Origin of the sequence: Nocardioides pantholopis, from assembly GCF_003710085.1 — a bacterium.
In the GTDB taxonomy this organism is placed as follows: Bacteria; Actinomycetota; Actinomycetes; order Propionibacteriales; family Nocardioidaceae; genus Nocardioides; species Nocardioides pantholopis.
The window spans coordinates 3,589,145-3,601,856 of sequence record NZ_CP033324.1; the positions used below are offsets into that span (position 1 = coordinate 3,589,145).

The window sequence follows — 12,712 nt, forward strand, 5'->3', positions numbered from 1 at the left end:
GGCATCGTGCCAGATGCGGCAGGATCCCACCGTGCGATCCGTGATCCAGCGAGTGCTGAGCGCCAGCGTGCGCGTCGACGGCGAGACCGTCGGCGCGATCGACCGACCCGGGCTGCTGGTCTACCTCGGCGTCACCCACACCGACGGCGACGCCGACGTGGCGTGGACCGCCCGCAAGATCTGGGACCTGCGGCTGCTGCGCGAGGAGCGGTCGGCCTCCGACGTCGACGCACCCGTCCTCGTCGTCAGCCAGTTCACGCTGTACGGCGACGCCCGCAAGGGCCGCCGCCCCACCTGGCAGGCCGCCGCTCCCGGGCCGGTCAGCGAGCCGGCGTACGAGGCGGTCTGTGCGGAGCTCGAGCGGCTGGGCGCCACGGTCGAGCGGGGCCGCTTCGGTGCCGACATGCAGGTGATGTCGGTCAACGACGGCCCGGTCACGCTGGTCCTCGACAGCCCCGCCACTCCCTAGCCCCGGTGCCTCGCCCCCCGGTTGCGGCGCAGCATCCAGACGCCCGCGGCCGCCAGCGCCAGCCCGAGCAGGGCCAGCAGCAGGCTGGGGCCGCCGGTGTCCGGCAGCACGCCGCCGGCGGCGTCGGCCTCGCCCTCGCCGGGCCTGCCGCCGGTACCGTGCTGGTCCGGCTCGTCCGGCTCGTCCGGCTCGTCCGGCTCGTCCACCTGGTCCGCCGGCGGGGCCTGCACCGAGAACGAGGCCTCGACGGCCTCCTCACGGCCGGCGACCGCCCGGGCGCCGCCGGTCACCCGGGCGACGTTGAGCACCTTCTCCTCCGGCTTGGCGGCGAGGGTCGTGACGAGCTGGAACGAGGCGGTCTCACCCACCGCGAGGCTGTCGGCGTACGAGCACGTCGCCCGTCGCTCGCTGGTGGCGCACGACCACGGCCCGTTCGTCGCCGAGACCAGGCTCAGCGCCGGCGGCAGCGGGTCGTCCACCTGGATCGGCTCGACCGTGGCGCTCGGACCCTTGTTGGTCACCACGAGCTCGTAGACCACGCGGGTGCCGACCATCTCGATTGCGGTCTTCTCCAGAGCCAGTGCCACCGTCGGCTCCACCGGCACCACGTCGGTGTCGGTGTCGTTGGCGGGGTCGGCGTCCACGGAGCCGCTGGTCACGACTGCAGAGTTCAGCACCGACGGGTACGCCCCCGGGAGAACGTCGACCAGCAGGTCCACGCCGGCCGAGGCGCCCACCGCGAGAGCGTCGGCGAGCTCGCAGGTGAGCGTGCCGGCCTTCTCCTCGCAGGACCAGCCCGGCCCGGTCGCCGCGACGTACCGCAGTGAGATCGGCAGCGCGTCGGTCAGCGTGATCGGACCCGGCGCCGGCGTCGGGCCGTGGTTGGTCACCGTCAGCCGGTAGCGGCCCTGCTCCCCCACGACGAAGTCGGCGTCGTGCCGCTTGGTCACGGCCAGGTCGACCAGCGCGGGCACCGGGACCGTGTCGCTCGACCGGTTGTCGCCGGGGTCCGTGTCGTAGGTCGAGGTCGCGACCGTGGCGATGTTCTCGACCACCGGGTACGCCGCGGGCGTGACCGCGGCGACCACCGTGACCGGGGCCGCCGTGGCGGCCGGGGCGAGCGGCCGGCCGAGCGTGCACGTGACCAGGGCGCCGGCGTCCGCGCACGACCACCCGGGTCCGTCGGCGGTGACCAGCGTCAGGCCGGCGGGCAGCCGGTCGGTGACGACGACGTCCCGGGCGGCCGAGGGGCCGTCGTTGGCGACTGTCAGCGTGAACGCGACATGCTTCCCGACCTGGACCGGCCCGGTGTGGGTCTTGACGACCGAGACGTCCGCGCGCTGCGCGAGCGTCACCTCGGCGGTGTCGGTGTCGTTGCCGGGCACCGGGTCGGTGGTGGCCGAGGAGACGGTGCCGGTGTTGAGGACCGGACCCGCGTCGGCATCGGCGAGCACCATGACCTGCAGGCTCAGCAGCGGCGCCCGACTGCCCGCGACCAGCCCGGTCGCCAGCGTGCAGGTGACCTCCTGCGTGTCGGCCGGGGCCACCGCGCAGGTCCAGGGCGCGGACGCCGAGAGGTAGCGCAGACCCTCCGGCAGCACGTCGGTGACCGTCGTGGGGCCCACGCTGTCGGCGGGACCCTCGTTGGCCACCTGGAGCAGGAAGCTGGTCGGCTCCCCCGCGATCGCCTCCTCGGTCGGGTGGGTCTTGGTCAGGGCCAGGTCGGCCTCGGCCACCACGTCGACGTCGGCGTCGGCCTCGTTGCCGGCCGCGGTGTCCCCCGCCGTGGTCGTCGAGACCCGGGCGACGTTGCGCAGGGTGCTCCCGTCCGGAGTGCCAGCGGCGACCGCGGCGACCACGGTCACCGCCGGCGCGGACGTGCCCGCGGCGACCCGGTCCCGCGTGCAGGTCCCGTCGCCGCAGGTCCAGCCGGTGCCGGTGGCCGAGACCAGGCTCAGGCCCGCGGGCAGTACGTCGGTCACGGTGACGCCGCGGGCGTCCGAGGGCCCGGTGTTGCTCACCGTGAGCGTGAACGTCGCGTTCGTCCCGGCACGGACCGGGTCGGGCCCGGTGGTCGTCTTCATGACAGCCAGCTCGGCCCGCTCGGTGACCGGGGTGTCGGCGGTGTCGGCGTTGTTGGCCGGCGTGGGGTCCTGGGCCGGCCCGTCGACCGAGGCGTGGTTGACCAGCGTCGTCGTACCGGTCCCGGACGCGACCCGCCCGACGACAGTGATCGGCGCGGTGTCCGTGTCGGCACCCAGCGTGCCGGCACGGGTGCAGGTGACCTCAGCGCCGTCGGCGGCGGCGCTGCACGACCAGCCGGCGCCGGTCGCGCTGACGAAGGAGATCCCCTCGGGCAGCGCGTCGGTGACGACGATCGGGCCGGGCGACGTCGCCGGGCCGGCGTTGCGGACCTCGAGCCGGTAGCTGACGGTCTGGCCGGCGACGACCGGGCTGGTCTGGAGCGACTTCTCGATCCGCAGGTCGGCGCGGACCGCCACGGTGCTGTCGTCGTCCTCGGTGTTGTTGGCCGGGTTGGGGTCCGGCGTCGGCGACGACACGGTGGCGGTGTTCTCGACCGCGCCGGTCAGCTCCTCGTCGACGTCGACCTCGAGGTTCAGCGTCGTCGTGGCGGCGGCGTCCAGGCCGTCGGCCAGCGTGCAGGTGACGTCCTGGCCGGTGGCCCGGCAGGTCCAGTCGTCGGCCGAGCGCACCCCGGCGTACGTCAGCGACGGCGGCAGCGTGTCGGTGACCGTGACCGGTCCCGCCGCGTCGGAGGGTCCGACGTTGACGACCTCGATCTCGTAGACGCCCTGCTCCCCCGCCTCGGGGGCCGTGGTCGCGGTCTTCTCGAGGGCGAGGTCGGCGCTGGGGGCCACGGTCCGGCTGACAGTGCTCGAGTCCGCGGACTCCGCGCCGCTCGTCGGGTCGGTGGGCTCGGAGACCGTGGCGGTGTTGGCGACCGCGCCGGTCACGGAGCTGGCGACGTCGACGGTGACGTCGATGGCCGCCATCGCGCCCAGCGGCACCGGCGTGGCGCCGGTCCAGGTCAGCTCCAGGCGCTGCCCGGTCCGCTCCAGGTCCCACCCGGGGGCGGTCACGGACTGGTAGGTGAGACCGGCGGGCAGCGTGTCGACGACCACGATCGGGCCGCGCGCGGCCGAGGGGCCCGCGTTGGCGACGGCGATCCGGTACGTCGCGGTGCCGCCCGGGACGAGCGCGCCGGTGAGGGTCTTGGCCACGCCCAGGTCGGACCGGACGGCGACCGTCCCGGTCGTGGTGTCGGCGTTGTCGGTCTCGTCGGGGTCGTGCGTGCGTCCGGCGACGGTCGCGGTGTTGGCGAGCGTCGTCCCCGGCGCGGTGGCGGCGGGCACGGTGCCGGTGACCGTGATCGCCGGGAACGCCGCGCCGGACGCAAGCGTGTCGGTCGTCGACGTCCGGGTGCAGGCCAGGTCGCTCGGGTCCCCAGCCCCGGCGGGCGCGGTGACGCTGCAGGACCAGCCGGTCCCGCTGGCGCTCACCCCGGTGACCTGAGCGGGCACCGCGTCGGCCACGGTGAACGGCCCCCGGGCGGCGTCCGGGCCGGTGTTGGCGACGCTCAGCTCCCACGAGGTCGTGGTGCCGGCGAGCGGGGCCTTGACGACGGTCTTGTCGACCGTGAGGTCCGCGGAGTCGATCCGGGACCGGGCGTCGTCGACGTCGGTGGTCACGACGCTGCCGGCCGGGCCGTCGAGGTCCTGCGCGGTGGCGCTGGCCTCGTTGACGTGGGCGGTCGAGGCACCCACCGAGGACGGCACCAGGGCGGTGCCCGGCGCCGCCGCGAGGACGACGGTGAGCGACTGGCCGGTGGCGAGGTCGCCGAGGGCGTCCCAGGTGAGGGTCTGCCGGCCGGTGCCGGTGACGGCGGGCGCGACCGTCGCCGGCGCGCCGCCGGCGACCGAGACCGTCGCGGTCCCGGCCGCGTAGGACCAGCCGGTCGGCAGCGTGTCGGTCACGTCCACGTCGTACGCCATCGCCGGGCCGGTGTTGGTCACCTCGACCTGCCAGCGGGTCGGCTCGCCGAGGTAGGCGGGCGGGCCGTCGAGCACTGTCTTGTCGACCACGAGCTTCGGAAGGGCAGCGGTCACGGAGGCGGTGTCCTGCGGGCCGTCGTACGCCCGACCGGCGCCCGCGAGGGAGCGGTAGTCGGAGACGTCCGCGGTGTTGACCTGGGCCGCCGACAGGGCCGGGGAGACCAGGCGGGCCCGGTAGGTGAGGTCCCGGGTGCCCGCGGCGGGGACCGCGGCCAGGTCGGCCCAGGTGATCGTCCCGCCGCCCGTGGCGCCGCCGGTCAGGGTGCCGCCGTGGCTGATGCTCGCGGACTCGACCACCACGCCGGCGGGGACCCGGTCGGTGACGTCGACGTCGTGCGCCGCGGAGACGTGGGCGCCCGTCGCGTTCGTGAGCCGGACCGTGTAGGTGAAGGACCCACCCGGCTTCGGCGCGGCCTGGTCGACCGTCTTGGCGACCGTCAGCTTCGGCTCGGTGACGGTGACGGTCGCCGTGCCGGGCGACGTGGACGTGTCGAAGGGAGCACCGGCGGCCGGGGCGCGGCCGTCGTCGGTCCGGTTCCAGGACAGCACTGCCGAGCTGGTCAGGACCGTGCCGGCCTTGTTGGCGGCGCCGGTGCCGACGACCGCGGTGTAGGTGACGGTCACGGTCCGGGGACGCGAGCTCGCCTCGACGTCGCCGAGGGACCAGCCGTGCCCGGTGGTGCCGACGGTCAGGGCGGAGCCGGTGGTCGCCCCGACGGCGCAGGGCCCGGCCGCGGTGTCAGTGAACTCGCACTCGGAGTCCACGAGCTCGACGCTGGCGGGCCCGATGCCGGCTGGCAGCGTGTCGACGATGGTGGCGTCGTAGAAGTTGACCTTCGCCGGAAGCGTCGCTTCCAGCGTGTACGTCGCCGTGGCGCCGACGGGGACCGCCGACGGGGTGACCGTCTTGGCGAGCCCGCTCCCGGGGACCGTGACGGCCGCGTGCGCGGTCGCGCTGGAGGAACGCTCACCGGTCACGGCGCCGTCCATCGAGGTGCCGGCGAGCGTGGCCGTGTTGGTGTACGTCGCGCCACCGGCGGCCGCGGGGTCGATGACGGCCCCGTAGGTCAGCGTCGGCCACAGCGAGGCATCGGTCTGCCAGGCGAGGTCACCGACCTGCCAGACCACCGGGGTCAGGTCCGCGCCGCAGCCCCGGGCGCCCTCGGGCTCGATGCTCGCGGTCCCGGTCGACGGCACGAGCGACCCGGCCACGACGGCCAGCCCGTCCGGTACGCAGTCGACGACCGTCGCGTCGTCCAGGGTCGGGCGCATGACGGTGGGCGCTGCCGGGTCGAGGTTGCGCGCGGTGATCGTGAACGTGACCACGTCGGTCGCCCGCGGGGCAGGGATGTCCACGGTCTTCAGCGGGGCGGGGCTGGGCTCGACGGCGGTGACCGCCGAGCTCGCCGCCACCACGGTGGTGTTGGTGGCGCCGGTGCTGTCTCTCTTCGCCGTCAGCATGGCGGTGTTCGGGATCGGGTCGCCGTGCTTGACCTCAGGGACGTCGCGGACCTTGGCCGTCACGGTCATCCGCACTGCGTCCGCCTCGGGGCCGACGTCGTGGACGGCCGGGAGCGTCACGCTGGGTGCGCTCGTCGCGGCCGCAGTGCTGGAGCCCGCGGGCAGCGGACCCCACGCGTCCGAGGGCCTGGCCCGGTACTCGTACCCGGTGCCCACAGCCTCCAGGCTCGTGTGCAGCGGGTCGCTGAGCACGCCACCGTAGACAGTGGTGTTCGCCGGCAGGGTCCCGATCACGGTGTAGGTGACCCGCTCCCCGACAGCCACGTAGTTGAAGCCGCTGGGGTTCGCGCCCTGGGTGGCGTCGTCCACCGTGGTCTCGTTGGTCTTCGTCACCGCGAAGGCCGGCGTCTGGAGCGTGTGGTCGTCGTGGGCCCGCGGGGCGTCGACCATCGCGGTCGTCACGGTCGTGTCCGCGTTCGTCGCCGGGTAGTGCTGGGTCAGCGTGCCGAGGTTCGTCTCGGTGGCGTACGACACGACGTCCACGTCGTTCTTGTGGGCCACCCGTCCGGCGCCGACCGTGCCGGGGTAGGTGACCCGGTAGGTCAGCGCCAGCGTGGCGGCGGCCGCGAGCCTGGTGGTGTCCGCCAGGTTCCACCGGATGGCGGACCGGGCGGCCCGGTCGGAGAAGGTCGGGTGCCCGGCGTCCCCGGGGTCGGTGCAGACGCCGCCGCCGTCGATCGCGGAGACGTCAGCGCAGGCCACTCCGGCCGGCAGCCGGTCCCAGACGTCGGGGCCGACGACCGGGATGTCGTTGCGGGAGCCCGCGGCACCGTTGTTGCGCAGCGTGACCGTGTACCGGACCACGTCGGCGCCGCGAACGGTGGCGTTCTCCGCCAGGGTGGCCGGGGTCCCGGAAACCCGCCCAGCGGTCTTGGTCACCGCCACCGGCGGCGGAGCCGGGACTGCGAGGTCCTCGCGGTCGCGCAGGAAGCCGACCTGGCCCGCGGTGTTGGTCCACCGCAGCTTCGCCAGGTTCCCGGTCACGTCGGCGGCCGTCTGGGAGGAGGAGGGCTTGGCCACGATCCCCGACAGGCGGTAGAGGAACACCGACCCCGGCGCGACGAACCGGTTCGACCCGGTGGTCCGGCCGAGCGTGAACGTCAGCGTGCTCGGGTCGAGGACCACGTCCTGGACGGTGTTGCCGGTGAGCGGCTGGGCGGTCCCCGCCTCGTAGGTGAGGTGGTCGGGCAGGAAGTCGGTCAGGACCGGGTTCTTGGTCTCGTTCCCGCTCGGGAACTGCACGCGCAGCAGGAAGCAGACCCGGGAGCCCTCGGTGAACGTCGTCTGCGGGAGGGTCAGCTCGGTGCCGTTGCGGTACGCCGCGGGGTTGGTGGCGCACGTGTACGGGGAGGCGGAGTTCGGCTGGATCCGCTTCTCGAGGCTGACCGACTGGCTGGCGATGCCGGCCTCGGAGGCGTCGGCGACCTGGACGTCGCTCGGTCCGCCGGGCGGCGCCACCGCGGCCAGGGTGCTGGTGGTGCCGGTCAGGCTGACCCTGTTCTCGTAGCCGTCGCCGACGACCGTCGGGTCGGTGCTGCCACCGCGGTAGCTGGTCAGCATCTTGGTCCGGTAGGTGATCGTCCGCGTCTGCCCGGCGGGGATGTCGATCAGGTCGAGGACGACGGTGAACGTGCCGTCGGCGTTCTCCTGCACGCTGTCGAACGGCACGCTGGGCGCGCCCGCAGCAGTGCCGTCGCACTCCGCCGGCGCGCTGGCGGCGTAGTTGGTCCCGGCGGCGCCGAGCGGGCACATGCCGTTCGCGATCACGTTGGTGACGACGATGCCGGTCGTGTCGGCGTACTCGCCGGCCCGGAGGCGGAGCGTGTACGTCGCGACCCCGCCGTGAACGAAGGTGCCGGCCGCGACCGACTTGTCGACCGCAAGGTCCTCCGCGGTCACGGTCAGCTGGTCGGTGTCGCGCACGGCGGCGCTGGTGCCGCCGGCCACCGCGCCCTGGTAGGTCGCGGCGATCTCGGCCCGGTTGGTGAGGGCCTGCTCCGCAGCGGTCTCCCGGGTGCTGGGGCCGGTGTTGTTGTCGAGGTTCGCACTCTGCCCGAGCGAGGCCGGGGACGGGGTGACGCCGGGGAACGAGGCGGCATTCGCGCGCTGCGGGATCCCGGCGGCGTAGACCACCTCGACGACCTGGTCCAGGGTCAGGTTGCCCAGTCGCCACTCGACGCGGGTGTAGACGCCCGCGGGGAGGCCCGCGGGGTCGGTGACGGTCCGGACCGAGTCCGGGGTCCGGCACGCCGCGACGTCGTCGGTGGAGGCGTCCAGGCGCGGCGCCCCGGCGTACTCCACGGCGCCGGCGGAGGTGTTGTCGACGGTGCCGCAGCCCAGGAGCTCCAGCTGGGCGGGGAGGTGGTCGACCAGGACCGCGTCGTTGCTCGCGGCCTCGTGGTTGTTGGTCACCTTCAGCCGGTAGGTCGTGTCGTGGTCGTGCACACCGCGGAGCAGCTCGTGCTCGGGGCTCGGCTCGGACTTCTCCACCTTGATCGCGGTGATCGCGGTGGTGGCCGTCGTGGCGGGGGTCTGCTGGGTCGCGCCGTCGCGGTAGGTGCCGTTCGTGTTGAAGCGGGGAACCGTGCGGGGGTTCGTGTTCACGTAGGCCTGGCCGGTGACCGTGAACGTCGCGCCGACCCGCAGCGTGGCGGCGTTCGGCAGGACCTCGAACTGCACCGCCTGCTCCGCCCCGGCGGGGAGGTCGCTGACGTTCGCCCAGATCAGCGTCTGCCCGATCACCTGCGGCGCGCCGCCCTCGGTCGGGCTGGTCGGGCCCGCCTTGAACGACACTCCGGCGGGCAGCACGACGCGGAGGCTCAGGTTGTACGCCGGGTCGGCACCGGTGTTCCTGGCCGTCAGCGTCACCGACGACGCGGCGCCCACCAGCGTGGTGGCGTCGGCCGTCGTGGTCAGCCCCAGGGCGGGCGCCGCCACGGCCGGAGTGATGGGCAGGGCCACCAGGAGCGCGGTTCCCAGCAGCGCGGCGAGGAGTCCCGCCAGCCGCGGCCGACTCCGGCTGCCTCGCGGCGTACTGGTCCTCATGTCGTGTCCCTTCGTCACCGGTCAGGCGCACACCGGCCTGGTGCTGCCCACCCGAGGGCGCACCGGAGAGCCGTCGGGCACGAGCCCGGGGAGCGATGAGGGTCTGCGCGACGCACCGAGCGCCGCTCACAGTGGGGGGCGTACCTAGAATTGGGGGTGCTGGACCGGTCCGCCGGGGCTTTCGAAGAACCTTCCGGCTCCCTTGAGGGAACCTTGCGGTTCAGCCCGCGCCGGTGAGCGGCGTGCCAGAATCGATCATCGATGGCGCGCTGGGAGGGCCGGATGGGCAGAGCACGACGTTCCTGGCGCAGCCTGCTGGGAGTCGCGCTGGTGCTGGCCGGGATCGGCGTCCTGGGCTACCTCGGCTGGCAGTACGCCGGCACGAACTGGGTCGCCGAGCGCAAGCATCAGCAGGTCACCGACGAGCTGCGCGGCGCGTGGAAGGACGGCGTCAGCGAGCGGGCGACGTCGGCGGGCGTGGCCGGCGCGGTGATCCGGATCCCGCGCTTCGGTGACGACTACGAGGTGCCGGTCCTCGAGGGCAGCTCGGACACCGTGCTCGCAGCTGGCTTCGGCCACCTCGAGGGCACCGCCGAGCCGGGGGCCCGGGGGAACTACGTGATCTCCGGCCACCGGGTGACCCACGGCGAGCCGCTGCGCGGCATGCCGGACCTCGAGGTCGGCGACGAGATCCTGGTCGAGACCGCGCGTGCCGTGCACACCTACGAGCTCACCACCGGCGGCGACGCGCTCTCGGTGCCGTTCACGACCGGCTGGGTGCTCGAGGCACTGCCCCGCAACCCCGACGGCGGGCCGCAGCCGGACCAGCGCGCCGGGTCCCGCCTGCTCACGCTGACCACCTGCGCGGAGCTGTTCCACACCGACCACCGCCTGGTCGCCTTCGGCCGGCTCGTCGACGTGGAGCACAAGGACGCCTGAGGGTCGGTGATCGAGCCGGCCGAGCCCCTGGGCGAGGCCGTGTCGAGATCCCCGCACCCGACGACGTACGCCGGGGCGGGATCTCGACACGTTCGCTGCGCTCGCGGCTGACCAACGGAAGTCCCGACTCGACCGCCGGAAGTCCCGACTCGACCCCCGGAAGTCCCGACTCGACCACCGGAAGTCCCGACTCAACCCGCCGGGCGGTGGATCAGATCGAGACGGTGACCTCGGCGATGTTGCCGGTGGAGGCGTGCACCAGACGGTCGACGGGGTCGGCCTTCGGGGCCAGGGTGCGCAGGGTCCACTCGCCGTCGCCGGCGAAGAAGCGGAAGTGGCCGCTCGCCGAGGTCGGGACCTCGGCGGTGAACTCACCGGTGCGGTCGAGCAGCCGCACGTAGGCGTTGCCGACCGGCTCCTCGCCGCGCAGCACCTGGCCCTGGATGATGGCCTCCTTCGCGACGTTCACGCCGTCGAGCGAGAGTCCACCCTCGGTCGCACCGCACATCAGACGGTCCCGGGCTCGTCGCCGAGGGTGACCGGCACGCCGACGAGGGAGCCGTACTCGGTCCAGGAGCCGTCGTAGTTCTTCACGCTCTGGTGGCCGAGGAGCTCCTTGAGCACGAACCACGCGATCGAGGAGCGCTCGCCGATGCGGCACAGGGCGATGGTCTCCTTGGAGTCGTCGATGCCGACCTCCGCGTAGAGCGCCTTGAGCTGCTCGTCGGACTTGAAGGTGCCGTCGTCGTTGCAGTTCTTGCTCCACGGCACGTTCAGCGACGTGGGGATGTGGCCGGCGCGCTGGGCCTGCTCCTGCGGGAGGTGCGCCGGGGCCATCAGCCGGCCGGCGTACTCGTCGGGGCTGCGCACGTCGATGAGGTTCTTGGCGCCGATGGCGTCGACGACCTCGTCGCGGTAGGCACGGATCGAGCGGTCCTGGTCCTGCGCGACGTACGACGTCTTCTCGCGGGTCGGGATCTCGGTGACCAGCTCGCGGGAGTCCAGCTCCCACTTCTTGCGGCCGCCGTCCATCAGCTTGACGTCGGTGTGGCCGTAGAGCTTGAAGTACCAGAAGGCGTACGCCGCGAACCAGTTGTTGTTGCCGCCGTAGAGCACGACCGTGTCGTCGTTGGCCACGCCGCGGTCGGACAGGAGCGCCTCGAACTGCTGCTTGTTGACGAAGTCGCGCAGGACCTGGTCCTGGAGGTCGGTCGTCCAGTCGAGCTTGATGGCGCCCCGGATGTGGCCCTTGTCGTAGGCGGTGGTGTCCTCGTCGACCTCGATGAGGACGACCTTCGGGTCGTCGAGGTGCTCCTCGACCCACTGGACGGTGACGAGGCTGTTCTCGCGGCTCATGGTGTCTACCTTTCTGTTGCGCCGATCGGCGCGGGGTCTGGGATGGGGCAGTGGAAGCGGAAGGGCGGGCTCAGGCCCGCAGCACCGAGCCGGCACGGCCCCGGGTGGCGCGGTCGAGCAGCAGGTACATCTCGCAGCCGAGGCAGAACCGGAACACCGCGTTGAGGAGCGCGGCGACCAGAGCGAAGCCGGTGGCGACCAGGCCGAGCAGCGTCAGGCCGGTCGTGAACCCGGCCAGGGCGACCAGCGCGAACGCCAGCCCGACGAGCTGGGCGAAGCGGGGCGGGCGGGCGTCCTCGAGCTCGGCCACGCCCGTCAGGCGGGGGCGCACCCAGGTGCGGAACGCCCACGCGGTCGGGGTGTGCTGAACCCCGCGTAGGGCGCCGATCGCGAAGAGCAGCGCCTGGACGGCGATCAGGATCGTCGCGACCGGGGTCGGCGTCGCCAGCACGGCGACGAGCACGACGGCGGTGACGGCGGCCGTGAACTGCGGGCCGCGGGCGTCGATCGAGGTGGCGCCGGCGTCGCCGGGGACCCCGGTGTGCGGCTCGGTACTGGTGGTCGGCATGTCATCTCCTGCAGGGAACGGGAAACCCGGGCGCTGGGCACAGGATCCGATCGGCGCCTCTGCGCGCTCCCCGCGAGATTACTGCAGTAACTCGCTAGACAATCAAGAGCAGATTCGACCGGGTCCTGTCAGGACATCCGACACAGCGACGAGCGCACGCGGCAGTGGTCCACTGCGCGTCGCTTGGTCAGCCAGGTCGAGGACATGAGGGCAACAGTAGGCAGCGGGGCCGGGTTCTCCCCTATTCGATCCCACATTCCGGACGCGGTGTCCGCGATGTGGACGAGGGGCTGGCCGGTCACGACGCGGCGGCGCCGAGCGCCGCGATCACCTGCTCGCGGCGCGGGGCGCCCGCGGCGCGGGAGACCTCGTGCCCGCCGCCGTCGAGGACCAGCGTGGTCGGCGTCCGCACGATGCCGAGGTCGCGGACCAGCTGGAGGTGCTGCTCGGCGTCGATCTCGACGTGGGCGACGCCCGGGACCAGATCGGCGACCTCGGCGAGGGTACGGCGAGTGACGCGGCACGGCGCGCAGAACGCCGTGGAGAACTGCACCAGCGTGGCCCGCTCCCCCGGCGGCGTGCTCGTCGCGGGCGCCACCCGGGCCCAGGTGCTCGGCTCGGCCTCGTGGGCCCGGAATCGCCCGTCGGTGCGGGCGCGGTAGCCGCCGAAGGCCAACGCCACCAGCACGGCAGCGAGCGCGATCCACAGCCCCGTCGTCATGCCGGTCCCAACCACCGGCC

General features: G+C 73.5%; 7 protein-coding genes. 2 read left to right on the forward strand and 5 right to left on the reverse strand.

Annotation, left to right across the window (positions count from 1 at the left end; genetic code table 11):
- Positions 1 to 31 precede the first annotated feature (31 nt).
- Positions 32 to 469, forward strand: a complete 438-nt coding sequence (dtd, locus tag EBO35_RS17205; RefSeq protein ID WP_122818811.1) for a D-aminoacyl-tRNA deacylase — start codon at positions 32 to 34, stop codon at positions 467 to 469.
- Here dtd and EBO35_RS17210 read toward each other — a convergent pair.
- Positions 466 to 9,108 carry an LPXTG cell wall anchor domain-containing protein gene (locus EBO35_RS17210; RefSeq protein WP_122818812.1) on the reverse strand — a complete coding sequence of 2,881 codons (8,643 nt, stop codon included), beginning with the start codon at positions 9,106 to 9,108 and terminating at the stop codon, positions 466 to 468. The genes dtd and EBO35_RS17210 overlap by 4 nt on opposite strands.
- Positions 9,109 to 9,390: 282 nt before the next feature.
- Here EBO35_RS17210 and EBO35_RS17215 point away from each other — a divergent pair, with 282 nt between their 5' ends.
- Positions 9,391 to 10,047, forward strand: coding sequence for a class E sortase (locus EBO35_RS17215; protein WP_241153752.1), 657 nt, complete (start codon positions 9,391 to 9,393; stop codon positions 10,045 to 10,047).
- 211 nt (positions 10,048 to 10,258) lie between these two features.
- On the opposite strand, the gene EBO35_RS17220 is transcribed toward EBO35_RS17215, so the two are convergent.
- The 4 genes from EBO35_RS17220 to EBO35_RS17235 form a co-directional block, all read right to left on the reverse strand.
- A complete protein-coding gene (locus tag EBO35_RS17220) occupies positions 10,259 to 10,555 on the reverse strand; it encodes a DUF1416 domain-containing protein (protein WP_122818814.1) in 297 nt (98 codons plus the stop codon).
- A complete protein-coding gene (locus EBO35_RS17225; protein WP_122818815.1) occupies positions 10,555 to 11,403 on the reverse strand; it encodes a sulfurtransferase in 849 nt (282 codons plus the stop codon). Before EBO35_RS17225 ends, EBO35_RS17220 begins: the two co-directional genes overlap by 1 nt.
- 70 nt (positions 11,404 to 11,473) lie before the next feature.
- Positions 11,474 to 11,971: a DUF4395 domain-containing protein gene (locus EBO35_RS17230; RefSeq protein ID WP_122818816.1), complete on the reverse strand. Its 498-nt coding sequence runs from the start codon at positions 11,969 to 11,971 to the stop codon at positions 11,474 to 11,476.
- Positions 11,972 to 12,269: 298 nt separating this feature from the next.
- A complete protein-coding gene (locus EBO35_RS17235; protein WP_122818817.1) occupies positions 12,270 to 12,692 on the reverse strand; it encodes a TlpA family protein disulfide reductase in 423 nt (140 codons plus the stop codon).
- Between the last annotated feature and the right edge of the window lie 20 nt (positions 12,693 to 12,712).

Bases quoted from the DNA above. Each gene is read 5' to 3' on its own strand.
- EBO35_RS17210 (WP_122818812.1), bottom strand. From the start codon at position 9,108: ATGAGGACCAGTACGCCGCGAGGCAGCCGGAGTCGGCCGCGGCTGGCG.
- EBO35_RS17215 (WP_241153752.1), top strand. From the start codon at position 9,391: ATGGGCAGAGCACGACGTTCCTGGCGCAGCCTGCTGGGAGTCGCGCTG.
- EBO35_RS17220 (WP_122818814.1), bottom strand. From the start codon at position 10,555: ATGTGCGGTGCGACCGAGGGTGGACTCTCGCTCGACGGCGTGAACGTC.
- EBO35_RS17225 (WP_122818815.1), bottom strand. From the start codon at position 11,403: ATGAGCCGCGAGAACAGCCTCGTCACCGTCCAGTGGGTCGAGGAGCAC.
- EBO35_RS17230 (WP_122818816.1), bottom strand. From the start codon at position 11,971: ATGCCGACCACCAGTACCGAGCCGCACACCGGGGTCCCCGGCGACGCC.
- EBO35_RS17235 (WP_122818817.1), bottom strand. From the start codon at position 12,692: ATGACGACGGGGCTGTGGATCGCGCTCGCTGCCGTGCTGGTGGCGTTG.